Source organism: Sodalis sp. RH24 (assembly GCF_047324145.1).
Lineage (GTDB): Bacteria > Pseudomonadota > Gammaproteobacteria > Enterobacterales > Enterobacteriaceae > Acerihabitans.
The window spans coordinates 2,110,759-2,134,879 of record NZ_CP178729.1; the positions used below are offsets into that span (position 1 = coordinate 2,110,759).

At 60.8% G+C, this 24,121-nt stretch carries 18 protein-coding genes and 1 pseudogene; 12 read left to right on the plus strand and 7 right to left on the minus strand.

The window, feature by feature from the left end; translation table 11 throughout:
- Positions 1-3 precede the first annotated feature (3 nt).
- Together purE and purK are read left to right on the plus strand one after the other, a co-directional pair.
- Positions 4-513, plus strand: a complete 510-nt coding sequence (gene purE, locus ACL2XG_RS09755) for a 5-(carboxyamino)imidazole ribonucleotide mutase (RefSeq protein WP_413722273.1) — start codon at positions 4-6, stop codon at positions 511-513.
- Complete coding sequence (purK, locus tag ACL2XG_RS09760) at positions 510-1,586, plus strand: 5-(carboxyamino)imidazole ribonucleotide synthase (RefSeq protein WP_413722272.1); 1,077 nt, start codon at positions 510-512, stop codon at positions 1,584-1,586. Before purE ends, purK begins: the two co-directional genes overlap by 4 nt.
- A gap of 220 nt (positions 1,587-1,806) precedes the next feature.
- Here the strand turns inward: purK and ACL2XG_RS09765 are convergent, their stop codons facing one another.
- The 3 genes from ACL2XG_RS09765 to ybbA all read right to left on the minus strand — a co-directional run bounded on the left by ACL2XG_RS09765 (position 1,807) and on the right by ybbA (position 7,422).
- Positions 1,807-4,038, minus strand: coding sequence for an NADP-dependent isocitrate dehydrogenase (locus ACL2XG_RS09765; protein WP_410016147.1), 2,232 nt, complete (start codon positions 4,036-4,038; stop codon positions 1,807-1,809).
- Between the two features lie 268 nt (positions 4,039-4,306).
- Positions 4,307-6,739: a putative ABC transporter permease subunit YbbP gene (gene ybbP / locus ACL2XG_RS09770; protein WP_410016148.1), complete on the minus strand. Its 2,433-nt coding sequence runs from the start codon at positions 6,737-6,739 to the stop codon at positions 4,307-4,309.
- Positions 6,736-7,422: a putative ABC transporter ATP-binding protein YbbA gene (ybbA, locus tag ACL2XG_RS09775; RefSeq protein WP_410016149.1), complete on the minus strand. Its 687-nt coding sequence runs from the start codon at positions 7,420-7,422 to the stop codon at positions 6,736-6,738. Before ybbA ends, ybbP begins: the two co-directional genes overlap by 4 nt.
- Between ybbA and tesA the strand changes: the two genes are divergently transcribed.
- The 5 genes from tesA to ACL2XG_RS09800 all read left to right on the plus strand — a co-directional run bounded on the left by tesA (position 7,390) and on the right by ACL2XG_RS09800 (position 11,364).
- A complete protein-coding gene (gene tesA / locus ACL2XG_RS09780; protein WP_410016150.1) occupies positions 7,390-8,052 on the plus strand; it encodes a multifunctional acyl-CoA thioesterase I/protease I/lysophospholipase L1 in 663 nt (220 codons plus the stop codon). The two genes, ybbA and tesA, sit on opposite strands and share 33 nt — an antisense overlap.
- 4 nt (positions 8,053-8,056) lie before the next feature.
- Positions 8,057-8,833 carry an SDR family oxidoreductase gene (locus ACL2XG_RS09785; RefSeq protein ID WP_410016605.1) on the plus strand — a complete coding sequence of 259 codons (777 nt, stop codon included), beginning with the start codon at positions 8,057-8,059 and terminating at the stop codon, positions 8,831-8,833.
- A gap of 49 nt (positions 8,834-8,882) precedes the next feature.
- Positions 8,883-9,740, plus strand: a complete 858-nt coding sequence (locus tag ACL2XG_RS09790) for a tetratricopeptide repeat protein (RefSeq protein WP_410016151.1) — start codon at positions 8,883-8,885, stop codon at positions 9,738-9,740.
- A gap of 248 nt (positions 9,741-9,988) precedes the next feature.
- Complete coding sequence (locus ACL2XG_RS09795; RefSeq protein ID WP_410016606.1) at positions 9,989-10,903, plus strand: SPFH domain-containing protein; 915 nt, start codon at positions 9,989-9,991, stop codon at positions 10,901-10,903.
- Between the two features lie 2 nt (positions 10,904-10,905).
- The gene (locus ACL2XG_RS09800) at positions 10,906-11,364 is read left to right on the plus strand and encodes an NfeD family protein (RefSeq protein ID WP_413722271.1); all 459 of its coding nucleotides are present in this window, start codon (positions 10,906-10,908) and stop codon (positions 11,362-11,364) included.
- Positions 11,365-11,401: 37 nt separating this feature from the next.
- Here ACL2XG_RS09800 and cueR read toward each other — a convergent pair whose 3' ends face one another.
- A complete protein-coding gene (gene cueR, locus ACL2XG_RS09805) occupies positions 11,402-11,815 on the minus strand; it encodes a Cu(I)-responsive transcriptional regulator (protein ID WP_410016153.1) in 414 nt (137 codons plus the stop codon).
- Positions 11,816-11,950: 135 nt separating this feature from the next.
- On the opposite strand from cueR, the gene copA reads away from it, so the two are divergent.
- The 5 genes and pseudogenes from copA (at position 11,951) to ybaL (ending at position 19,231) form a co-directional block, all read left to right on the plus strand.
- Positions 11,951-14,671: a copper-exporting P-type ATPase CopA gene (gene copA / locus ACL2XG_RS09810; RefSeq protein WP_413722270.1), complete on the plus strand. Its 2,721-nt coding sequence runs from the start codon at positions 11,951-11,953 to the stop codon at positions 14,669-14,671.
- 61 nt (positions 14,672-14,732) lie between these two features.
- Positions 14,733-15,533: a TraB/GumN family protein gene (locus ACL2XG_RS09815; RefSeq protein ID WP_413722269.1), complete on the plus strand. Its 801-nt coding sequence runs from the start codon at positions 14,733-14,735 to the stop codon at positions 15,531-15,533.
- Positions 15,534-15,630: 97 nt separating this feature from the next.
- Positions 15,631-16,137 (plus strand): Cys-tRNA(Pro)/Cys-tRNA(Cys) deacylase YbaK, encoded by a 507-nt coding sequence (ybaK, locus tag ACL2XG_RS09820; protein WP_410016156.1) that lies wholly within the window; start codon positions 15,631-15,633, stop codon positions 16,135-16,137.
- 53 nt (positions 16,138-16,190) lie between these two features.
- Positions 16,191-17,336 (plus strand): annotated as a pseudogene (locus ACL2XG_RS09825) (MFS transporter); the annotation flags it as partial.
- 224 nt (positions 17,337-17,560) lie between these two features.
- Complete coding sequence (ybaL, locus tag ACL2XG_RS09830) at positions 17,561-19,231, plus strand: YbaL family putative K(+) efflux transporter (RefSeq protein ID WP_413722268.1); 1,671 nt, start codon at positions 17,561-17,563, stop codon at positions 19,229-19,231.
- Between the two features lie 3 nt (positions 19,232-19,234).
- Here the strand turns inward: ybaL and hemH are convergent, their stop codons facing one another.
- From hemH to htpG, 3 genes are all read right to left on the minus strand, one after another.
- Complete coding sequence (hemH, locus tag ACL2XG_RS09835; RefSeq protein WP_410016158.1) at positions 19,235-20,200, minus strand: ferrochelatase; 966 nt, start codon at positions 20,198-20,200, stop codon at positions 19,235-19,237.
- A 240-nt stretch (positions 20,201-20,440) separates the two neighbouring features.
- The gene (adk, locus tag ACL2XG_RS09840; RefSeq protein ID WP_413722267.1) at positions 20,441-21,085 is read right to left on the minus strand and encodes an adenylate kinase; all 645 of its coding nucleotides are present in this window, start codon (positions 21,083-21,085) and stop codon (positions 20,441-20,443) included.
- A gap of 992 nt (positions 21,086-22,077) precedes the next feature.
- Positions 22,078-24,000, minus strand: coding sequence for a molecular chaperone HtpG (gene htpG, locus ACL2XG_RS09845; protein WP_410016160.1), 1,923 nt, complete (start codon positions 23,998-24,000; stop codon positions 22,078-22,080).
- Positions 24,001-24,121: the final 121 nt, after the last annotated feature.

The window sequence follows — 24,121 nt, forward strand, 5'->3', positions numbered from 1 at the left end:
CGCATGCAATCCAATCTTGCCCCGGCAAAAATCGCCATCGTCATGGGGTCCAAAAGCGACTGGGCCACGATGCAATTCGCCGCCGACATTCTCGCCACGCTGCAGCTTGCCTGTCATGTGGAGATCGTCTCGGCGCATCGCACCCCCGACAAGCTCTTCCGCTTTGCTGAACAGGCATCCGCCGCCGGGTTTGAAGTGATTATCGCCGGCGCAGGCGGTGCCGCCCATCTGCCCGGCATGCTGGCGGCAAAAACGCTGGTGCCGGTACTTGGCGTGCCAGTGCAGAGCGCGGCATTAAGCGGCGTCGACAGCCTCTATTCCATTGTCCAGATGCCGCGCGGCGTGCCGGTGGGTACCCTGGCGATCGGCAAGGCCGGCGCGGCCAACGCCGCACTGCTGGCGGCGCAGATCCTGGCGTTGCACGATCGGGAATTATCCGCCCGGCTGGCGGCCTGGCGTGTGGCGCAGACTGACGAGGTGCTGGCGCATCCCGATCCGCGGGAGGAAGCATGAAACCGGTTTGTATCCTGGGCAACGGCCAGCTTGGGCGCATGCTGCGCCAGGCCGGCGAGCCGCTGGGCATTGCGGTCTTCCCGGTGGGGCTTGACGCCGATCCCGGCTCGGTGCCGGTGGCGCAAAGCGTGATTACCGCCGAGATCGAGCGCTGGCCGCAGACCCCCCTTACCCGCGAGCTGGCCCAGCATAATGCCTTTGTTAACCGCGATATTTTCCCGCGGCTTGCCGACCGGCTGACGCAAAAACAGCTGCTGGACAGCCTGAGGCTTGCCACCGCGCCCTGGGAAGAACTGACCGCGGCGGCGCAATGGCCGCAGGTGTTTGCCTCCTTTGGCGACCTGGCCATCGTCAAGCGGCGCGTGGGTGGCTATGACGGGCGCGGCCAATGGCGTCTCGTACCCGGCGAAGAGGCGGCGCTGCCCCAGGAGTGCTACGGCAGTTGTATCGTTGAGCGCGGTATCGCCTTTTCCGGCGAAGTTTCGCTGATCGGCGCCCGCGGGCATAACGGCGATAGGGTGTTTTATCCGCTGACGCATAACCTGCATCAGGACGGCATCCTGCGCACCAGCGTGGTTTTTGCCCGGCCGGACGACAGATTGCAGCGCCGGGCCGAGAGCATGCTCTCGGCAATAATGCATGAACTAAAATATGTCGGCGTGATGGCGATGGAATGTTTTATCGACGGCGATGATCTGTTGATTAACGAGCTGGCGCCACGGGTGCACAACAGTGGGCACTGGACGCAAAACGGCGCGTCCATCAGCCAGTTCGAGCTGCACCTGCGCGCCATCCTCGGCCTGCCGATGCCTAAACCCACCGTCACGGCACCGTCGGTGATGGTTAATCTTATCGGCACCGACTGCAACACCGAATGGCTGGCCGAACCGCTGGTCCATCTGCATTGGTATGAAAAAGAGGTGAGGCCGGGACGTAAGGTCGGCCACCTGAATCTTAACCATAGCGATCCCGCCGCGCTGAGCCTGGCGTTGGAACATCTCGCTCCAATGCTACCAGTGGAGTATTACAGCGGGCTGGAATGGGCGCGGCAAAAACTGGCCGAATTGGGCTGAAAGATCGCGGAGAGACTCACTTAAAAAGGCCCCGGCGGGGGCGGTGAAGTTCATGCCAGGCCGGTGGGGTTTCCGCCGGCCATGCATCGAGCGCCCCCTGTATTGCCCGGCGCAGGCAATACAGGGAGACACCTAAGCCTTGCACATGAAATAGTTGCCCAGGCGGCATGCGTCACACCGCCGGCAAAATTGTCCCCCAAATAACATCACGCTTTGCGCATCAGACCATAAAATCTTTCAGCGCGCCATTAAGCGTGGCGCTTGGGCACATGGCCCGGCTGGCCAATTCCGGCGACGGATGATAATACCCGCCGATATCAACCGCCTTGCCCTGTACCTGGTTTAACTCGGCGACAATCTGGCCTTCGTGTTCGGCAAGGGTTTTCGCCAAGGGGGCAAACTGATCGCGCAGCTCGGCATCCTCATCCTGCCCCGCCAGCGCCTGCGCCCAATACAGCGCCAGGTAGAAATGGCTGCCGCGATTGTCCAGCTCGCCGGTTTTACGCGAAGGCGATTTATTGGTATCCAGGAATTTACCGTTGGCCTGATCGAGCGTTTTCGCCAAAATTTTCGCCTTGGCGTTGGCGCGGGTGCTGCCCACATGGTCCAGGGACGCCGCCAGCGCCAGGAACTCGCCCAGGGAATCCCAGCGCAGGTGGTTTTCCTGCAGGAACTGCTGGACATGTTTTGGCGCCGAGCCGCCGGCGCCGGTTTCAAACAGGCCGCCGCCGCTCATCAGCGGCACGATGGACAGCATCTTGGCGCTGGTGCCCAATTCCATGATCGGGAACAGATCGGTCAGGTAGTCGCGCAGCACGTTGCCGGTCACCGAGATGGTGTCCTTGCCCTGGCGGATGCGATCGATGGAGAACTGGGTCGCTTCTTCCGGCGACATAATGCGAATATCCAGCCCGCTGACATCGTGATCCTTCAGGTAACGCTCCACCTTGCGGATCATTTGCGCGTCATGGGCGCGGGCCGGGTCAAGCCAGAAGATGGCCGGAGTATTGGATTCACGGGCGCGGTTAACCGCCAGTTTCACCCAATCCTGGATAGGCAGATCCTTGGCCTGGCACATGCGCCAGATATCGCCGGCCTCGACGGATTGTTCCAGCAGCACGTTGCCCTGCTCGTCGGTAACCTTGACTACACCGTCCTGTTTGATCTGGAAAGTTTTATCATGCGAGCCGTATTCCTCGGCCTTTTGCGCCATCAGGCCCACGTTGGGCACGCTGCCCATGGTGGTCGGATCGAAGGCGCCGTGCCGTTTGCAATCGTCGATCACCACCTGGTATACGCCTGCGTAGCAGCGATCCGGGATCACCGCCTTGGTATCATGCAGCTTGCCGTCGGCGCCCCACATCTTGCCGGAGTCGCGGATCATCGCCGGCATCGAGGCGTCGACAATGACATCGCTCGGCACATGCAGATTGGTGATGCCTTTGTCGGAATTGACCATGGCCAACTGCGGCCGCACCTGGTACAACGCCTGGATGGCCTGTTCGATTTCCTGCTGGCGGTCGGCGGGCAGCGCCTTGATCTTGGCGTACAGATCGCCGATGCCGTTATTGACATCAATGCCCAGCGGTTTGAGTTCGTCCGCGTAGCGCTCCAGCACATCCTGGTAATACTCAGCGACAAACTGGCCGAAGATGATGGGGTCGGAGACTTTCATCATGGTGGCTTTCAGATGCACCGACAGCAGCACGCCCTGTTTTTTGGCATCCTCAAGCTGTTCGGCGATAAAGCGGCGCAGCGCCTTTTTACTCATCACCGACGCGTCGATAATCTCACCGGCATTCACGGCGGTTTTGGCTTTCAGTACCTGTACCGCGCCGTCTTTGCCCACCAGCTCGATTTTTACGCTGCCGTTATCGGCAATCAGTGCGGATTTTTCGCTGCCGTAAAAATCGCCGTCGCTCATATGGGCAACGTGGGATTTTGAGTCGGCGGACCAGGCGCCCATCCGGTGCGGATGCTTGCGGGCATAATTTTTCACCGACAGCGGCGCGCGGCGATCGGAGTTACCTTCGCGCAGCACTGGGTTTACCGCGCTGCCTTTGATTTTATCGTAACGGGCATTGGCTTCTTTTTCGGCGTCCGTGGCGGGTTCATCCACATAGTCCGGCACCTTGTAGCCCTGCTGTTGCAGTTCCTTGATGGCCGCTTTCAGCTGCGGCAGCGAAGCGCTGATATTGGGTAATTTTATAATATTGGCTTCGGGGGTGACGGCCAGTTGGCCAAGCTCGGCCAGGTGATCGGCGATTTTTTGATTTTCGTTAAGGTATTCCGGGAAGTTGGCGATGATGCGCCCGGCCAGCGAGATATCGCGCGTTTCCACCGCGATGCCCAGGGATTGGGTGAACGCCCTGATGATCGGCAGCAGGGAATAGGTGGCCAGGGCCGGGGCTTCATCAGTAAGCGTATAGACGATCTTCGAGGTTGTGGACATTTATTACGTTAACTCCTCTATATCATAGCGATTGCAACTATCTTGAAGAGTGCGGGACCGTTGCGTTCACCGTCGGCACCATCCGGGAGCATAGGCGGAAAAAAACGATTTCCGGGAAACACTTCCAGGTGCTTCAGTTGGGCAGAGTGGGTCTGCGGAATGATGGTGTACCAGGCCGTTACTGTGCAGTAGACGGCCGGTAACTGTCAACCGGGTTGTCACTCTGTTGAACATCAATTGTTTCATTAATGTTCACATATTGTAAAAATTAGCCCTGATATTGCCGGTGAGCGCCTTTTTTCCCCAGCAGGCGCTGCCCCAGCACGGTGCCGCAGGCGGAAAGCAAGAGCGCGCCGCACAGCGGAACCATCCACCACAGGCGATAATCCGGCTCCCAGGGAAAATCGAACACTTTACGCTGCAACAGCCCCAGGGCCACCTCCGCGCCCGCCGCCGCCACCACGCCGGATACCAGTCCCAATAATGCAAACTCATACCACAGCGTGGCCCGCAGCAGCGTTTTCCCGGCGCCAAGCGTGCGATAGACCACCAATTCCTGCTGGCGCTGGCGCATGCCGACCTGTACCTGCGCCAGCAGCAGCAGCCCGCCGCACAGTAATACCAGTATCACCATGATTTCCAGCGCCCGGCTGACCTGTTGCAGAACCTGGCCGATCTGTCCCAGAATGGCACCGATATCCAGCAGGCTGAGCGTGGGAAACTGGCGGTTTAGCTGTGCCGGAAAAGCCGCGGGGCCCTGATAACGGAAACTGGTCAGCCAGGTTTGCGGCTGGCCGTCCAGGGCGCCCGGAGGAAAAATAAAGAAAAAATTCGGCCGCAGGCTTTCCCAGTCCACCTTGCGCAGGCTGGTGATCCGGGCGCTGAAGGATTGGGTATCGCCGGTAAAGGTGAGCGTATCGCCAAGCTTGAGCTTGAGCTGGTCGGCTACCTGCTGTTCCATGGAGACTTCCCCCGGCCCCGGCGGCCAAACGCCCGCCACCAGCAGGTTGTGATCGGGCTTTTGCTCCAGCCAGGTCAGGTTCAGCTCGCGGTTTACCGTCCGTCCGCCCGCATCGTTCTCATGGATCAGGTCGGTGGCTTTTTGGTGATTAATTTCCGTCAGCCGGGCGCGGATGATCGGGTAAAAGGTGCCTGGCGCTACCCCGTTGCGCTGCAGAAAGTCCCTGACCTGCGGCACCTGATCGCCGGTCATGTTCAGCAAAAAGTAATTAGGGCTTTCCGGCGGCAACTGCTGCCGCCAGCGATCGAGCAAATCTCCGCGCATCACCAGCAGCAGCGCCAGCAGCATAAACGACAGCGAGAACGCCGCCAGTTGGGTCAGCGTTATCCAGGGCTGTCGCAGCAGGCGATTCAGCGCCAGGCGCAGCGCCAAACGCCGGACCACCAGGCGACGCAACAGCCATAACGCGCCCCATCCCACCGCTGCCAGCAGCAGGGACAGGACGCCCATGCCGCCGGCCAGCGACCATAACAGGCCGTTGGCGCCGACGGTGAGCAGCAGCAGGGCCAGCACGATAATCAGCATTACCGGCAGATAGATACGCAGCGGCCAGAAGGTTTGGGTAGCGTCGCGCCTGAGCACGCGCAGGGGGCGGGTTGCCAGCAACTGACGATAAGGACGCAGCCCCACCAGCAGAGAAATCACCACCAGCGCCCCCAGGGACCATAACCACGGCCAGCCGCCGGCGGGCGGCAGTTCGGCAGGCAGGACCGGCGCCAGCATCCGCATCAGGGCCGCTTCAAATAATAAACCGATCACACTGCCGCTGACGCCGGCGAAGACCAGCAGCGAGAGCCATTGGCCGACCACCAGTTTCATCAGCGCGCGCCTGCCGGCGCCCAGGGTTTTCAGCACCGCCACCAGATCGCCGCGGCTGCGGCAGTAATGCCCCATGGCCACCGCCACCGCCGCCACCGACAGCAACAGCGTCAGCAGCGCCGACAGCACCAGGAAGGACCGCGATCGTTCCAGGGATGAATTCAGCGCGCCGCTGGAATCATCCATGCTGTACCAGCGCTGGGAAGCGTCGAGCTTCGGCGTCAGGTAGCGTTCGAAACGCTCAAGCGCGGGCGGATCGCCGGCAAACAGATAGCGCCAACTGACCCGCCCGCCCGGCTGTACCGCGCCGGTGGCGGCCACATCCGCCAGGTTGATGACGATGGCCGGCGCGGTCTGGAAGGGATTAAAACCGCTGTCCGGCTGCTGGATAAGCTCGCCGGCGATGCGCAACGTCGCATCGCCCACATCGAGCGGATCGCCGATTTTCAGCCCCAGCAGGGCCATCAGCCGCGGCGCCACCAGGACGGTCCCCGGTTGCGAACGCAGGCCGGCCGGGCGGGTCGTCAGCGTGCCGTACAGCGGATAGAGGGCGTCGGTGGCCGTGACATCGGCCAGTTGCGCATTATCGCCGGCGAAAGTCATGGTCATAAAGCGGATCTGCCGGCTTACGGCCAGGCCGTCATTCGCGGCCTGCTGCAGCCAGCCCTCGGCCACCGGACCCGACGCGCGTAATACCCGGTCGGCGGCCAGGAATTCGCGGCTTTGCTCGCCGAGCCCTTTTTGCATGCGGTCGCTGATATTGCCCAGCGCCAGCACGCAGGCAACGGACAACGTCATGGCCAGCCAGACAATCAGCAGCGACGGTGAACGCCATTCACGCCAGAACCAGCGACCGATCATGCCACCTCCAGCAATTGACCGTCCTGCAGGCGCAGGCGTCGTTCACAGCGCGCCGCCAGCTGCGTATCATGCGTGACCAGGATAAGCGTGGTGGCGTTGTCCCGGTTAAGCGAGAACAGCAGATCGGCAATACGATCGCCGGTTTTACGATCCAGGTTGCCCGTCGGCTCATCGGCAAACAGCACCTGCGGGCGGCCGCTGAACGCGCGGGCCAGCGCCACGCGCTGCTGCTCGCCGCCGGAAAGCTGGGCGGGCAGGTGTCCCAGGCGCCGCGCCAGGCCAAGCTTATCCAACAGTTCCAGCGCTTGCTCCCGGCTTTGACGTTCGTTTTCGCCGCGCAGCAGGGCGGGCAGTTGCACATTTTCCAACGCGGTCAGGGTGGGCACCAGCATAAACGACTGGAAGACAAAACCGATGCTTTTGGCCCGTAGCCTGGCGCGTGCCTCTTCGTCGAGCGACGCCAGTGGTTGCCCCAATAAACGCACCTCCCCTTCACTGCCGTCGTCCAAGCCGGCCAGAATGCCGAGCAAGGTCGACTTGCCGGATCCGGATTCGCCGATCAGGGCAATTGTCTGGGCGGGTTTGACAAGCAGCTCAACTCCGGTAAGGATGGAGATCTGGTTTTCTCCCTGACCGACGTGTTTATTAAGATGATGAACTTCAAGAACGTTTTCCGCGGGCATTTTCTCTTCCTTTTCCTGATGGCGTTATTGAGTGTACGTGCAAACGCCGCAGACACCTTATTGATTTTGGGCGATAGTCTTAGTGCCGGCTACCGGATGCCGGCGACACAGGCCTGGCCGTCCCTGCTTAACGATCGCTGGCGCAAGGAGTCGGACAATATCCGCGTCGTCAACGGCAGCATCAGCGGCGACACCGCGACACAAGGACTGGCGCGCCTGCCGGGCCTGCTGGCGCTGCACAAGCCGCGCTGGGTCGTGATTGAGCTGGGCGGTAACGATGGCCTGCGCGGCTTCCCGCCGCCGTCAATCGCCGGCGATCTCGCCAAGGCCATATCACAGGTTAAATCGGCGGGCGCGCAGCCCCTGCTGATGCAAATCCGGCTGCCATCCAATTACGGCCGGCGCTATACCGAGTCGTTCAGCGCCATCTATCCGGCGCTGGCGCAGCAATATAACGTGCCGTTATTGCCTTTTTTTATGGAACAGGTGTACCTGAAGCCACAATGGATGCAGGATGACGCCATTCATCCCAACGCGGATGCGCAGCCTTTTATTGCCGAATGGATGTCCGCCAGGCTGCTGCCCCTACTTAAACATGATTTCGCCTCCGGCGGAGCGGCCAATGGGTAAAGTTATGCAAAAAACCGTCGTTATCACCGGCTGTTCCAGCGGCATCGGCTGGGTGGCGGCGCAGGACCTGCGCCGGCGCGGCTATCGGGTGCTGGCGACCTGCCGTAAACCGGCGGATGTCGCCCGCCTGGCCGCCGCCGGGTTTGAAACGCTGGCGCTTGATCTTGACGACGAGCGCAGCGTCGACGACGCGTCGGCGCGCATCCTGGACCTCTGCGGCAAGCGGCTGTACGGTTTATTCAACAATGCCGGATGCGGGGTATACGGACCGCTGGCAAGCCTTTCCCGCCGCCAGTTGGAACAGCAGTTCGCCAGCAATCTTTTCGGCACCCATCAGTTGACGCAGCGGCTATTGCCGGCCATGCTGCCCCACGGCGAGGGGCGCATCATCCAGACCAGTTCGGTAATGGGGCTGGTAAGCACCCCGGGACGGGGCGCCTACGCCGCCAGTAAATTTGCCCTGGAAGCCTGGTCGGATACGCTGCGCATGGAACTGCACGGCACCGGTCTGTGCGTGAGCCTGATTGAGCCGGGGCCGCTCAGCACCGCCTTTACCCGCAATGTAAACCAGTCGCAGGCGGATAAACCGGTGACCAATCCCGGCATCGCCTCACGATTTACATTGCCGCCAGAGGCTATACTGCCCAAACTACGTCATGCTTTGGAGCATCCACGCCCCCGATTGCGTTATCCGGTGACCCTGGTCGCCAGCGGTTTGTCCCTGCTGCGCCGTTGGCTGCCGGGCCGTTGCCTGGATATGATTTTACGCGCCAGCCATTGAGGCGGGGAAAGATGCCCCAATATAGTGCTAAAACGGGAGAGAGAATTTCATGTTAGCTCAAGCCACCATTATTGATATTAACGAAGCAAACCTACAGCAGACGCTCGAACTGTCCATGTCGCAGCCGGTGCTGTTCTATTTCTGGTCGGAACGCAGCCCGCATTGCCAGCAGATGACCCCGGTTATCGATAAACTGGCGCAGGAATTCGCCGGGCAGTTCGTCCTGGCCAAAGTGGATTGCGACGCCCAGCAGGCGCTCGCCGCCCAGTTCGGCTTGCGCGCCATCCCGACGCTCTATCTGTTCAAAGACGGGCAGCCGCTGGATGGTTTTCAGGGACCGCAGCCCGAAGAGGCGATTCGCGAACTGCTGCTGCGCGCCCTGCCCGATCCGGCTCAGCTGAAAATGACCGAGGCCAGCGACCTGATGCAGCAAGGACAGTATGCCGAAGCGCTGCCCCTGCTCAAGGAAGCCTGGCAGCTGAGTGACAAATCCAGCGAGGCGGGCCTGCTGTTGGCGGAAACCTATATTCAGCTCAAGCGCACCGAGGATGCCGAAGCCGTGTTGGCGGTTTTTCCGCTGCAGGATAAGGACACGCGCTACCAGGGCCTGATGGCGCAAATCGAACTGATGAAGCAGGCGGCGGATACGCCGGAAATACAGTTGCTGCAACAGCAGGTGCAAAACGCCCCGGCGGACGCGGGGCTGGCGGTGCAACTGGCGCTGCAATTACACCAGGTCGGCCGCAATGAAGAAGCGCTGGAGTTGCTCATCGGCCATTTGCGTAAAGATCTTGCCGCCGCCAACGGCGATGCGCGCAAGACCCTGATGGATATCCTGGCCGCGCTCGGCACCGGCGATGCCTTAGCCGCCAAATACCGCCGCCAGCTTTATTCCCTGCTCTACTAAGGGTTCCCCGGGCCAATGGCGCCCGGCTACACTCTGCTTATGCCGCCGGGCGCGCATGAAATGCGTGCCTGCGTCACTGATTCCCCCCGCTTGGCGCGTCTTTGCCCCGGCAAAAGCGTACTATTACATTAGTGTTGAAAAGAGTGTGTCATGCTAAATACGTGTGAAGAAGATGTCGCACCGGCCGCGCTAGATGGCGTTATTATTTTCTCTCATGAAATGGAGATTTCACCATGGAGATTTCACCCATGCTGACGGTAATCCCAATTATTATTGTCCTGGCCCTGATCATCGTCTGGGCGGGGATAAAAATTGTCCCTCAGGGATACCAATGGACGGTTGAGCGTTTCGGCCGCTATACCCTTACCTTAAAACCCGGGCTGAACCTGGTGGTGCCGTTTATGGACCGGGTGGGCCGCAAGATTAATATGATGGAACAGGTGCTGGATATCCCCTCGCAGGAAATCATCTCCAAGGATAACGCCAACGTGACCATCGACGCCGTGTGTTTTATCCAGGTGGTCGATCCGGCGCGCGCGGCCTATGAAGTCAGCAACCTCGAGCAGGCCATCCTTAACCTGACCATGACCAACATCCGTACGGTGCTCGGTTCCATGGAACTGGACGAAATGCTGTCGCAGCGCGACGGCATCAATACCCGTCTGCTGCATATTGTCGATGAAGCCACCAGTCCCTGGGGGATTAAGGTCACCCGTATCGAAATCCGCGATGTGCGCCCGCCCGTCGAGATGATCGCCGCGATGAACGCCCAGATGAGGGCCGAGCGAACCAAACGCGCCAATATCCTGGAAGCGGAAGGCGTGCGCCAGGCGGCCATTTTACGCGCCGAGGGTGAAAAACAGTCCCAGATCCTCAACGCCGAAGGCGAACGACAGGCGGCATTTTTGCAGGCGGAAGCCCGCGAACGCGCCGCCGAGGCGGAAGCCAGGGCCACTAAAATGGTGTCCGAGGCCATCGCCGCGGGCAATATCCAGGCCATTAACTACTTTGTGGCGCAGAAATACACCGATGCCCTAAAGCATATCGGCTCCGCCAACAACAGCAAGGTTATCATGATGCCGCTTGAGGCCAGCAATCTGATGGGCGCCATCGGCGGCATCGCCGAACTGCTTGGCGAGAGCAAAACCGGCCGGGGTAAATAACCATGCTTGCCGCGCTGGTCGTCCATCCGCACTGGTTTTGGATTTCGCTCGGCGGTCTGCTGCTGGCCGCGGAAATGTTGGGCGCCAGCGGATATTTATTGTGGAGCGGCGTCGCCGCCGTACTGGTGGGGCTGGTGGTATGGGCCGTGCCGCTAGGCTGGGAGTTGCAGGGCGTGGCCTTCGCATTGCTGACTATCTGCGCGGCGCTGGGATGGTGGTACTGGCTGCGCTCGCGCACCAAAGCGTATCCGGCATCGCTGCTGAACCGGCGCGGAGAACAGCTGGTCGGCGTCAAGACCACCCTTGCGGAACCCCTGGTGAACGGGGTGGGCCGGGTACGCATTGGCGACAGCACCTGGCGCGCGCGCTGCGATACGGATCTGGCCATGGGCGCCACGGTCGAGGTGATCGCGGTGGAAGGCATTACCCTGCGGGTGCGTCCTTATCATGAACACGCATGAGGCCGCCCGCCGTGGCCCGCGGCAGGTAGCAGGGTCGTTATTCCCGGCGGGCGCCGGCGGCGCAGCAACCCGACAGGTTATTGATAATCGGGCATTCGGCGCTATCGTCGCCGGGACAACTTTCCGCCAGGATCAATAAATGACGGCGCATGGCCTCCAGTTCCTCAATGTGGTGCTCGATGTCTTTGACCTTACGCAGGGTGCGTTCCTTGACATCGGCGCTGTGGCGCAGCGGGTCGTTAAACAACGCCACCAGCTCGCGGCACTCATCCAGGTTAAATCCCACCAGCCGCGCCTGGCGCAGCAGCGTTAGCTCCTCCACATGGCGCGCGTTATAGCTGCGATAACCGTTATCCCGGCGCACCGGCGGCGTTACCAGCGCCTTATCCTCATAAAAACGGATCGCTTTACGGGTTAAACCGGTTTTTTTCGCCACATCGCTGATATTCATGGTTCCCCCTTGACCTTCCCCTTGCGGCAAGGTTTAAGCTCTATTACAACGACTTTTCCACGGCGCAGTCAATCAGTTCGGCACCCTTATTACCGCCGGTAACGACCCGCCGCCTTTTCCACCAAGGAGTTTTCAATGTCACAGACCATTGTGCTCGCCCTGCAGGGACTCTCCTGCGAACATTGTATCAAACGGGTCCGGGAAGCCCTGGAATCACGCGATGACGTGGAAAGCGCCCAGGTGGCGCTGGATTATGCCACGGTCACCGGCGCCGCGACGGCGGCGGAGCTTATCGCCAGCGTCAAACAAGCCGGCTACGAGGCCGCGCCCGCGGGCCGGCCCGATACCGAACTCCAGCTTTCCGGCCTGAGCTGCGGCCATTGTGTAGCTACTACCCGTAAAGCGCTGGCCGCCGTGCCGGGCGTCAACGCCGCCGAGGTCACGTTGGATCACGCCGGCGTTTATGGCGCGGCCGATCCGGCGGCGCTTATCCGGGCGGTGGAGCAGGCTGGCTATCAGGCTATCCTTGCGGGGAATATCGCCCACCCAAAAACTGAGCCGCTGACAGGCAACACTTCAGCGCCGGATATTCTGGCAGCGGCGACATTACCTCCGGCAACGGCTCCGGCAAGTACCGATACCGATGACAGCCTGCATCTGCTTATCAGCGGCATGAGCTGCGCCAGCTGCGTCCTGCGCGTTGAACGGGCCTTACAGCAGGTGCCTGGCGTTGGGCAGGCGCGGGTCAACCTGGCGGAGCGTAGCGCCCTGGTGCTGGGAGCGCCCGACGGCGACGCGTTGATTGCCGCCGTGGCGCGCGCCGGCTACGGCGCGGAAATTATCCAGGATGACGCCCTGCGGCGGGAGCGCCAGCAGCAGACGGCGCTCCAGGCGACGCGTCGTTTCCGCTGGCAATCGGCGCTGGCCCTGGCGCTGGGCGTGCCGCTGATGGCGTGGGGACTGTTCGGCGGCAGTATGACGCTGACGCCGGAAAGCCGTCCGCTGTGGCTGGTCATCGGCGTTGCTACGCTTGTGGTGATGGCGATCGCCGGCGGCCATTTTTACCGCAGCGCCTGGAAGAGCCTGCGAACCGGCAGCGCCACCATGGATACCCTGGTGGCGTTGGGCACCGGCGCCGCCTGGCTTTACTCCATCAGCGTCGCGCTGTGGCCGGACGTGTTTCCGATGATGGCGCGGCACCTCTATTTCGAGGCCAGCGCGATGATCATCGGGCTGATTAACCTGGGCCACGCCCTGGAGCAGCGCGCGCGCCAGCGCTCGTCCCAGGCGCTGGAACGCCTGCTGGATCTGACGCCGCCCATGGCCCGGGTGGTCGAGGCCGACGGCGAACGCGCCCTGCCGCTGGCCGAGGTGCGCCTTGGCATGATCCTGCGCCTGACCACCGGCGACCGGGTGCCGGTGGACGGCGAGATTACCCAGGGCGAGATCTGGCTGGATGAGTCCATGCTGACCGGCGAACCGGCGGCACGGCATAAATCCGCCGGCGAAAAGATCCATGCCGGTACCGTGGCGCAGGACGGCAGCGTGCTGTTCCGGGCCGACGCCATCGGCAGCCAGACGACGCTGGCGCGGATTATCCGTTTAGTACGCCAGGCGCAGAGCAGCAAACCGGCCATCGGCCAATTGGCGGATCGCATTTCGGCCATCTTTGTTCCCGCCGTGGTGGCGATAGCCGTGATCAGCGCGGCCATTTGGTATCTGGTGGGCCCGCAGCCGCAGATGGTCTACACCCTGGTGATCGCCACCACGGTGCTGATTATCGCCTGTCCCTGCGCCCTGGGGCTGGCCACGCCCATGTCTATTATCGCGGGGATCGGTCGCGCGGCGGAGTTCGGCGTGCTGGTGCGCGACGCCGACGCGCTGCAGCATGCCACCACCCTTGATACCCTGGTATTCGATAAAACCGGCACGCTGACGGAGGGGCGGCCGCGGGTGGTGGCGGCCGAACCGGCGGCCGGTTTTGTCCTGGAGGATGTTGTGGCGATCGCCGCCGCGCTGGAGCAAGGCTCCAGCCATCCCCTGGCGCACGCCCTGGTGGCCTATGCCGGCACGCGGGCGCTGGCCGGGGTTGGTGATTTCCGCACCCTGCGCGGCCTGGGCGTCAGTGGCGACGTCGCGGGGAAGCGGGCGTTGCTTGGCAACAGCGCGCTGCTGCAACAACAGCAGGTCGATATCGCCGGCCTTGCCGCGCGGGTCGCCTTTTGGTCTGAGCAGGGCGCCACGCCGGTATTGCTGGCGCTGGACGGCAAGGCGGCGGCGCTGTTCGCCATCCGCGATCCGCTGCGCGACGACAGCGTGGCCGCGCTGCGCCGGCTGCATGGCCTGGGTTATTCCCTGGTGATGCTGACCGGCGATAACCCGGCTACCGCCGGCGCGGTGGCCAGGGAAGCCGGCATCGACCGGGTGATCGCCGGCGTCCTGCCGGACGGCAAGGCGGAGGCGATTAAAACGCTGCAACGCCACGGACACCGGGTGGCCATGATTGGCGACGGCATCAATGACGCCCCGGCGCTGGCGCAGGCGGAAGTCGGCATCGCCATGGGCGGCGGCAGCGACGTGGCGATTGAAACCGCTGCCATTACCCTGATGCGCCATAGCCTGCACGGGGTAGCCGATGCGCTGGCGATAGCCAACGCCACGCTGCGCAATATGAAGCAAAACCTGCTTGGCGCATTTATCTATAATGCCCTGGGTATTCCCATCGCCGCCGGCGTCCTCTATCCCTTTACCGGCACGTTGCTCAGCCCGGTGGTGGCCGGCGCGGCCATGGCCTTATCGTCCATTACCGTGGTCAGCAACGCCAACCGCCTGATACGCTTTAAGCCCAAAGCGTAACGCCTTACACGGGCGATGATGTTAACGTTAAGGACTTGTCACGCAACGGGAGTGGTATGCAATGAGGAGCTTATTACGGCGCATGGCGACCCTGCTGGGTTTTTTGCCCGCGGAGCAGTACGCCTGGCCCGGCATGGACGTCAGCCTGTCCGATCACCGCCGGCTGCATATGGTGGGCAGCATCCATATGGGCACCCGTGATATGGCGCCGCTGCCCGCGCGCCTGCTATCCCTACTGCGCCAGGCCACGGCGCTGGTGGTGGAAGCGGATATCACCGCCGGCTCGCCGTTGACGTCGGTGCCGCCGGTGGCTACCCCGCTCAGGGATCGTCTGTCCGCAGACCACTATCGCATTTTCAGCGACCTGTGCGCCGAATATCAGCTGGACGGGGAGACGCTGTCGGCGTTGCCCGCCTGGCAGATCGCCCTGATGCTGCAAGCGCGCCAGGCCGAGCGGCTGGGGCTGCGCGCGGACTACGGCATCGATTATCAGCTGATCCAGGCGGCCAGGGACATGGGCAAGCCGGTCATTGAACTGGAAGGGCCGCAGGAACAGCTGGACCTGCTGCTGCAGCTTCCGGATCAGGGGAATGCCCTGCTGGAGGATACCCTGCGCCATTGGCATACCAATGCGCGCCTGTTGCAGACCATGATCGGCTGGTGGCTCGACAGCAGGCCGGTCAACCTGGATAAAGCCTTTCCCGCCACCTTCAGCGCGGATCTGTATCATTATCTGATGACCGAACGCAACCTGCGCTGGAAACAGCAGTTGCAGGACCTTCCCGCCGGCGGCTATGTGGTGGCGGTGGGCGCCCTGCATTTGTACGGCGCCCAAAGCCTGCCCTCGCTGCTGCGGCGTTGAGTTTTTGTCCGGCGGGGCATTTACCCCTTGCCGCGACTACGTTAACCTGAATTATTATTTATTCATTAAGTATCTTATTGGTATTCGGGACGATGTTATGACGCCTGCGGTTAATATATTGGAAAAAAACCATATTGCATTCACGCTCCATCCTTACCAGCATGATAGCGATGAAACCCATTTTGGCGCGGAAGCGGTCAGCAAGCTGGGACTTGACGCGGCCCAGGTTTATAAAACCCTGTTGGTGGCCCTGAACGGCGAGGCCAGGCAGTTGGCGGTGGCGGTGACGCCGGTGGCACTGCAGCTGGATTTGAAAAAAGTCGCCAAGGCGCTGGGCGCGAAAAAAGCCGAAATGGCCGACCCCCTGCTGGCGCAAAAGACCACCGGCTATCTGGTCGGCGGCATCAGCCCGCTGGGACAGAAGAAACGCCTGCCGACGGTCATTGACGCGCCGGCGCAGGCATTTGCCACGATATTCGTCTCAGGCGGCAAACGCGGCCTGGATATTGAACTCAGCCCGGCTGATTTGCGCCAGCTGCTGTCGGCGACATTTGCCGATATCGCTAAACGCGACGGCCAGGATAAGGGTGCGCCACTCGCATGACGTTACGCGCCACCGATTCGCTGTCTGCGCATACGGGGGGACGGCGCACGCTGTTCCCGGTCCTGGCTGCCATCAGCGTCGCCCATCTGCTCAACGATATGGTGCAATCGCTGATCCTGGCGATTTACCCGCTGCTGCAGGCGTCGTTTGCGCTCAGTTTTACCCAGGTCGGTATGATTACCCTCACCTACCAGATTACCGCCTCGCTGCTGCAGCCGCTTATCGGCGGCTTTACCGATAAATATCCGCAGCCCTACTCGCTGCCCATCGGCATGGGTTTTAGCTTATGCGGCATCCTGATGATGGCGGCGGCGACCAGCTTTCCAATGGTGCTGGTCGCCTCGGCCCTGGTCGGCACCGGCTCGTCGGTTTTTCATCCGGAATCGTCCCGGGTGGCGCGCATGGCGTCCGGTGGGCGCCATGGCCTGGCCCAGTCGCTGTTCCAGGTCGGCGGCAATTTCGGCGCCTCGCTCGGTCCGCTGCTGGCGGCGGTATTTATAGCGCCTTATGGTAAGGGGCATCTGGCCTGGTTTGCGCTGGCGTCGCTGTTGGGCACCATCATCTTGCTGCAGGTGGGCAAATGGTACCGCGGCGCCATCAGGACGCCCGCGCCGCAACGCGCCCAGGCGGCCAGCGCATCGCCGCTGCCGTCCCGGCGGGTAGCCTGCGCCATTGCCGTGCTGCTGGTGCTGATCTTCTCCAAATATTTTTATCTCACCAGCATCAGCAGTTATTACACTTTCTACCTGATCCATAAGTTCGGCCTGTCGGTACAGGCGGCGCAGATGCATCTGTTCGCGTTTCTGTTTGCGGTGGCGGTCGGCACCGTTATCGGCGGGCCGGTGGGCGATCGCATCGGCCGGAAATACGTGATTTGGGGTTCGATCCTCGGCGTCACGCCGTTTACCCTGATGCTGCCTTATGCCTCCCTGGCGGTAACCGGCGTGCTGACCCTGTTTATCGGCGTCATCATCGCCTCGGCCTTTTCCGCCATACTGGTGTATGCCCAGGAACTGCTGCCGGGCAGGATCGGCATGGTATCGGGGCTGTTTTTCGGCTTCGCCTTCGGCATGGGCGGGCTTGGCGCTGCGGTGCTTGGCCATATCGCCGATAGCACCAGCATTGAATATGTCTACCAAATCTGCTCGTATTTGCCTTTATTAGGCATTCTGACCGCTTTTCTGCCTGATAATAGCTAAAAGTGTTTTTTGTTTCCCACGAAACTGTTTCGCTGGGAAACCACAGGCCTTGCCCCGCACGGTAATAGCGTAAAAAAGTGATGAAACTTTCGTCTTGACCCTTTTTTCGTCGCAAAAGCTTTTTTTCGCCTCTTTGCTATAAATTCCTACACAAAGCCCCATCGAATACCATAAACTCAATATGTAAAACTTTGTTTCTAACCCCCCTTAATGAAGGAGTTGGGATGCATCATGCCACACCGCTCATTAATACCATCGTGGGAGGACTGGTCCTGGCTTTCCTGCTGGGCATCCTGGCTAACCGCTTTCGCATTTCACCCCTGGTAGGCTACCTGGCGGCCGGCGTGCTGGTCGGTCCGCATACCCCCGGTTTCGTCGCCGATACGTCGCTGGCCCCCGAACTGGCCGAGCTGGGCGTGATTTTGCTGATGTTCGGCGTGGGGCTGCATTTTTCGCTGAAAGACCTGATGGCGGTGAAATCCATCGCCATTCCCGGCGCCATCGCCCAAATTGCGGTGGCAACGCTCCTGGGCATGACCTTTTCCCTGGTCATGGACTGGACCCTGGCCAATGGGCTGGTGTTCGGGCTATGCCTGTCCACCGCCAGCACCGTGGTGCTGCTGCGCGCGCTGGAGGAGCGGCAGCTTATCGATAGCCGGCGTGGCCAAATCGCCATCGGCTGGCTGATTGTCGAAGATCTGGTCATGGTGCTGACGCTGGTCTTGCTGCCGGCCTATGGCAAGCTGCTCGGCGGCGAAAGCGAAACGATGCGGCAGGTGTGGCTGGATCTCGCGCTGACGCTTGGCAAAGTGGCGGCCTTTATTACTTTGATGATCGTGGTGGGGCGGCGGATTGTGCCGTGGGTACTGGCGAAAAGCGCCAGTACCGGCTCCCGTGAGCTGTTCACGCTGTCGGTGCTGGCCATGGCGCTGGGCATCGCCTTCGGCGCGGTGGAATTGTTCGGCGTCTCGTTTGCGCTGGGCGCGTTTTTCGCCGGCGTGGTGTTGAATGAATCGGAGCTAAGCCATCGCGCCGCCCATGACACATTGCCGCTGCGGGACGCGTTTGCCGTGTTGTTTTTTGTCTCGGTGGGTATGCTGTTCGACCCGCTGATCGTTATCCACGAGCCGCTGGCGGTGCTGGCCACCCTGGCCATTATCCTGGTCGGGAAATCGGCGGCGGCGTTTGCGCTGGTAAAAATCTTTGGTCACTCCAGTCGTACCGCCATGACCATTTCAGTCAGCCTGGCGCAAATAGGCGAGTTCGCTTTTATTCTGGCGGGACTCGGCATTTCACTTGGCATGTTATCGCCGCAGGGGCAGAACCTGGTGCTGGCCGGGGCGATTTTGTCGATTATGATCAACCCGCTGATGTTTGCCCTGCTTGAGCGCTATCTGGCACGGCATGATAGCGAGGACGAAAAAACCGCCGAAAGGCAGGCCGGGGAGGAGATCCAGCAGCCGATGGAAGTGTGTCATCACGCGCTGCTGGTCGGTTACGGCCGGGTCGGCAGCCTGATCGGGGCGAAACTGGCCGAGGCGGGCATGCCGATGGTGGTGATTGAACATAACCGGGCGCGTGTGGATACGCTGCGCGGCCAGGGAATCAATGTCGTGCTGGGCAATGCCGCCAAGCCGGAAATACTGTCCCTCGCGCGCCTGGACTGCGCCAGCTGGCTGTTGCTGACCATCCCAAATGGGTTCGAGGCCGGGGAAATCGTCGCCCTGGCGCGGGAAAAACGCCCTGATCTGCGCATTATCGTGCGCGCGCATTATGACGACGAGGTGGCGTATATTACCGAACGCGGCGCCACCCGGGTGGTGATGGGCGAGCGGGAAATCGCATCCAGCATGATTGCCCTGCTCCAGTTGGACGCCGCCAAAATCCCCTACTGATCCTTAGCGCAACTGCTCGCTGACCAGTTGGCGCATCATGTCGATGTGGGCGGGGTCGTCATTCAGCGCCGGGATATAGTGGAAGGCGTCGCCGCCGGCGTGGGTGAAAATTTCACGATTCTGTTCCTTGATTTCTTCCAGCGTCTCAAGGCAGTCGGAGGAGAATCCCGGGCATATCACTTGGATATGCCGGATGCCCTGCGCCGGCAGGTCTTTGAGTGTCAAATCGGTCGCCGGCGTCAGCCAGGGATCGCGGCCAAAGCGCGATTGGAAGGTCATCATCACCTTTTCCGGCGGAAAATCGAGCGCGGCCACCAGCGCGCGGCGGGTGTCCTCGCAGCGCAGCGGGTAGTCGTCCCCTTCGCGGGCGTAGCGTTGCGGGATGCCGTGAAACGAGATCACCAGGCGATCCGGTTCGCCGTGTTCGGCGAAAGACCGGCGGACGCTTTGCGCCAGCGCGGCGATATAGGCCGGATGCTCGGCGTAGTCGCGGATAAAGCTGATGGACGGCAGGGACCGGTAGCGGCCAAGGATGCGCGCCACTGCATCCCAGATGGACGCACTGGTGGAACTGGAGTACTGCGGGTAGAGCGGCAGGATCACCAGTTTGGTGATACCGGCCCCCAGCAGGCGTTCGAGCGCCGCCGGCAGCGATGGACTGCCATAACTCATCGCCAGCTCCACCTGCGCGTCCGGCAATACGGCGGCCAGTGCCGCCTGCTGGCGCCGGCAAAATACCATCAGCGGCGATCCTTGTTCCATCCAGATGCTTTTATACAATTTGGCTACCCGGGGTGAGCGCAGCGGCAGTATGACGCCGCGCAGCAACGGCCACCACAGGATACGCGGGGTATCCACCACGCGCCGGTCGCTGAGAAATTCGGCCAGGTAACGCCTTACGGCCTGGGGTGTCGGCGCCTCCGGCGTGCCCAGGTTTACCATCAGCACGCCATATTTTTCCTGTTTCATTCCCTGCCCTTCCTTATATGGTCAATAAGCCAATTCCCTGTATTTAAAAGGGATTAACCGGCGGTTATCGCCAAGTTATTGTAGCGCAAAAGTGGCGGCCGGAAATTGTTATCGGCGCCGGGGATGCAAATCATTACGATAGGCGGCAGGGCGATGATCGTGGGGAGAGGGGCATTGGCGGAGGCGCGGCGGACAAGAGGCGCCAGGCGTAGATACCGCCTGGCGTATAATGCGCGGTAATCAGCCCAGGATCGCGGCCAGTTCTTTGCTGACGGCGGCGACCGGTTGGGTGCCGTCGATTTTACGGTACTGGGTGTGGCCGGCTTCAGCTTCTTTCAGGTAATAGCCAATCAGCGGCGCGGTTTGCTGATGGTATTCCACCAGGCGTTTGCGCACGGTTTCTTCCTGATCGTCTTTGCGGGTGGTGAGCGGCTCGCCGGTGACGTCATCCTTGCCTTCGTGTTTTGGCGGATTAAATTTGACGTGATAGACGCGCCCCGACGGCGCATGGACACGGCGGCCGACGATGCGATCGATAATCAGTTCATCCGGCACGGCGAATTCCAGGACATAGTCGACGTTGATGCCGGCGTCCTTCATGGCGTCCGCCTGCGGAATGGTGCGCGGAAAACCGTCGAGCAGGAAGCCGTTGCGACAGTCGTCCTGCTTGATGCGTTCTTTGACCAGCGCAATCACCAGTTCGTCGGTGACTAGTTTGCCGGCGTCCATGATAGCTTTGGCTTTTTTACCCAGTTCGGATTGCGCTTTTACCGCGGCGCGCAGCATGTCGCCGGTGGAAATCTGCGGTATGCCGTACTTTTCCATAATGAATTGTGCTTGAGTGCCCTTACCAGCGCCCGGAGCGCCCAGCAGAATGATACGCATTGCGTAAATCCCCTTGCTAACAAATGTAAAAAAATAAGAAAACGCTAAACCTTACCACTACTGGGTATGTTTCCTCAAGGAAAGGGCGCAGGGAGAGACGGTTTAACGGCGCTTTCAGAATCCACCCCATCGGCACGTTCTCCCTTGAACCCGTCTGCGTTGAGTTCGGTGTTGGCGGGCATACCGCGCCATGGGGCCTCGGTCGGGCGGGAACACCACGCCCGATTCGACCCCATCGGCACGCTCTCCCTTGAACACGTCTGCTTTGAGCCCGGTGTTGGCGGGCATACCGCGCCATGGGGCGCTCGGTCGGGCGGGAACACCACGCCCGATTCGACCCCATTGGCACGGTCTCCCTTGAACACGTCTGCTTTGAGCCCGGTGTTGGCGGGCATACCGCGCCATGGGGCCTCGGTCGGGCGGGAACACCACGCCCGATTCGACCCCATTGGTACGGTCTCCCTTGAACACGTCTGCTTTGAGCCCGGTGTTGGCGGGCCTACCATGCCATGGGGCGCTCGGTCGGGCGGGAACACCACGCCCGATTCGACCCCATCGGCACGGTCTCCCTTAAACACGTCTGCTTTAAGCCCGGTGTTGGCGGGCATACCGCGCCATGGGGCCTCGGTCGGGCGGGAACACCACGCCCGATTCGATCCCATCGGCACGCTCTCCCTTCAACACGTCTGCTTTAAGCCCGGTGTTGGCGGGCCTACCGCGCCATGGGGAGCTCGGGCGGGCGGGAAAACCACGCCCGATGCGACCCCATTGGCACGCTCTCCCTTGAACACGTCTGCTTTAAGCCCGGTGTTGGCGGGCATATCGTGCCATGGGGCCTCGCTCGGGCGGGAAAATCACGCCCGATTCGACCCCATCGGCACGCACTCCCTTGAACAGATCTGCGTTGAGTTCGTTTTGGCGCATGTTTTTCCATAGTATAAGGGCCAGGTTAACCTGGCCCTTAGTGTGCTGGTAAATATACCCGCGCGGCGTTATGCGCTCAGCAGTTGGTTCATGCGGCGGATAAACTGGTTAGGATCGTCCAGGGTGCCGCGTTCCGCCAGCAGCGCCTGATCGAACAGCAGCTCAATCCATTCGTTGAAGTGGCTCTCTTCGTTAATGTCGGCGGCGCGTTTGACCAGCGCATGATCCGGATTGAGTTCAAATATGTATTTGATCTCGGGCGCGGCCTGGCCAGCGGCGGCAAACAGCTTCGCCATTTGAGTGGTCATATCGTCGGCCGCGGTGGTGACGATGGCCGGGGTATCGGTCAGGCGGTGCGTGAGACGCACGTCCTTGACGCGATCGCCCAGGAAAGTCTTGACGCGCGTGACAAACGGCTCAAGCGCTTTTTCCGCGTCTTTTTGTTCCTCGGCGGTCTCTTCGTCGGCCAGCTTGTCGAGCGTGGCGTCGGTTTTGCTTACCGACTGGAATGGTTTACCTTCAAACTCGGTCAGGTAGCTCATCATCCACTCGTCAATGCGGTCGGAAAGCAGCAGGACTTCGATGCCCTTTTTGCGCAGCAGTTCCAGATGCGGGCTGCTCTTGGCGGCCGCGTAACTGTCGGCGGTGATGTAATAGATCTTTTCCTGGCCTTCCACCATACGTCCCAGATAATCCTGCAGCGATACGGTTTGCGCCGAGCTGTCGGTATGGGTGGACGCAAAGCGCAGCAGCTTGGCGATGCTTTCGGCGTTGGCGGTATCCTCGCCCGGGCCTTCTTTCAGCACCAGGCCGAACTGCTGCCAGAATTTCTGGTAGCTTTCGGCATCGTCCTTGGACAGCTTATCCAGCATCTGCAGCACGCGCTTGGTCAGCGCGCTTTTCAGGTTCTGGGTAACGCGGTTATCCTGGAGGATTTCACGGGAGACGTTCAGCGGCAGATCGTTGGAGTCGATCAGGCCTTTGACGAAGCGCAGGTAGTTAGGCATAAACTGCTCGGCGTCGTCCATGATAAAGACGCGCTGGACATAGAGCTTCAGGCCATGTTTATGATCGCGGTTCCACATATCCCACGGCGCCTGGCCCGGTATATACAGCAGGCTGGTATATTCCTGCTTGCCTTCGACGCGATTATGGCTCCAGATCAGGGGATCGCTGAAGTCGTGGGAGAGGTGTTTGTAGAATTCTTTGTATTCCTCGTCGCTGATTTCGCCCTTGCTGCGCGTCCACAGCGCCTGGGCTTTATTAATCTTTTCCCAGGTGACGGTGGCTTCTTTTTCTTCTTTAGCGGCATCGGCATCGGCGGCTTCATCGTCCACGGCCTCCGCCTGGGCGCGGGTTTCGATCTCGACAGGCAGGGCGATATGATCCGAATATTTGCTGATGATGCTGCGTAAACGCCAGTCATCGAGGAATTCGTCTTCGCCTTCGCGCAGATGCAGGGTGATTTCGGTGCCGCGTTCGGGTTTGGTGATATCGGCAATGGTGTAATCGCCTTCACCGGCTGATTCCCAGAAAACCCCTTCATCGGCGGAAGCGCCGGCGGCGCGGGTGCGCACCGTGACTTTATCGGCCACGATAAAAGCGGAATAGAACCCGACGCCGAACTGGCCGATCAGCTGGCTGTCCTTGACCTGATCCGAACCCATGGACTCAAGGAAAGCCTTGGTGCCGGATTTGGCGATCGTACCCAGATTGTCGATAACCTCTTCGCGCGTCATGCCGATGCCGTTGTCGCTCAGAGTCAGGGTGCGTGCTTCTTTGTTGCTTGACAGGCGTACCCGTAGCTCGCCGTCCCCCTCATAGAGCTCCGGCTGGGATAAAGCGCGAAAACGCAGTTTATCCGCCGCATCCGAAGCGTTGGAGATCAGTTCGCGTATAAAAATTTCTTTATTGGAATAAAGTGAGTGGATCATCAGCTGAAGCAATTGTTTAACTTCAGATTGGAATCCGCGGGTTTCTTGTCCTTTCATATTTATACTTACCTCAATCCAAATAGCTATCAATCAGGCGGGTGTAGATACTGCAATGATGAACAGATGGGGATTGCGGCGCAGGAATTCAAGCACAAAAGGTAAAAAAAGGGGCGGAAAA

Excerpts from the sequence above, each read along its gene's own strand:
- ACL2XG_RS09785 (WP_410016605.1), top strand. The coding sequence starts at position 8,057 with ATGCAAAAAACCGTCGTTATCACCGGCTGTTCCAGCGGCATCGGCTGG.
- hemH (WP_410016158.1), bottom strand. The coding sequence starts at position 20,200 with ATGAAACAGGAAAAATATGGCGTGCTGATGGTAAACCTGGGCACGCCG.
- htpG (WP_410016160.1), bottom strand. The coding sequence starts at position 24,000 with ATGAAAGGACAAGAAACCCGCGGATTCCAATCTGAAGTTAAACAATTG.
- purK (WP_413722272.1), top strand. The coding sequence starts at position 510 with ATGAAACCGGTTTGTATCCTGGGCAACGGCCAGCTTGGGCGCATGCTG.
- ACL2XG_RS09765 (WP_410016147.1), bottom strand. The coding sequence starts at position 4,038 with ATGTCCACAACCTCGAAGATCGTCTATACGCTTACTGATGAAGCCCCG.
- purE (WP_413722273.1), top strand. The coding sequence starts at position 4 with ATGCAATCCAATCTTGCCCCGGCAAAAATCGCCATCGTCATGGGGTCC.
- ACL2XG_RS09800 (WP_413722271.1), top strand. The coding sequence starts at position 10,906 with ATGCTTGCCGCGCTGGTCGTCCATCCGCACTGGTTTTGGATTTCGCTC.
- ybaL (WP_413722268.1), top strand. The coding sequence starts at position 17,561 with ATGCATCATGCCACACCGCTCATTAATACCATCGTGGGAGGACTGGTC.
- tesA (WP_410016150.1), top strand. The coding sequence starts at position 7,390 with ATGATGAACTTCAAGAACGTTTTCCGCGGGCATTTTCTCTTCCTTTTC.
- ybbA (WP_410016149.1), bottom strand. The coding sequence starts at position 7,422 with ATGCCCGCGGAAAACGTTCTTGAAGTTCATCATCTTAATAAACACGTC.
- ACL2XG_RS09815 (WP_413722269.1), top strand. The coding sequence starts at position 14,733 with ATGAGGAGCTTATTACGGCGCATGGCGACCCTGCTGGGTTTTTTGCCC.
- ybaK (WP_410016156.1), top strand. The coding sequence starts at position 15,631 with ATGACGCCTGCGGTTAATATATTGGAAAAAAACCATATTGCATTCACG.
- adk (WP_413722267.1), bottom strand. The coding sequence starts at position 21,085 with ATGCGTATCATTCTGCTGGGCGCTCCGGGCGCTGGTAAGGGCACTCAA.
- ACL2XG_RS09790 (WP_410016151.1), top strand. The coding sequence starts at position 8,883 with ATGTTAGCTCAAGCCACCATTATTGATATTAACGAAGCAAACCTACAG.
- ybbP (WP_410016148.1), bottom strand. The coding sequence starts at position 6,739 with ATGATCGGTCGCTGGTTCTGGCGTGAATGGCGTTCACCGTCGCTGCTG.
- cueR (WP_410016153.1), bottom strand. The coding sequence starts at position 11,815 with ATGAATATCAGCGATGTGGCGAAAAAAACCGGTTTAACCCGTAAAGCG.
- copA (WP_413722270.1), top strand. The coding sequence starts at position 11,951 with ATGTCACAGACCATTGTGCTCGCCCTGCAGGGACTCTCCTGCGAACAT.
- ACL2XG_RS09795 (WP_410016606.1), top strand. The coding sequence starts at position 9,989 with ATGCTGACGGTAATCCCAATTATTATTGTCCTGGCCCTGATCATCGTC.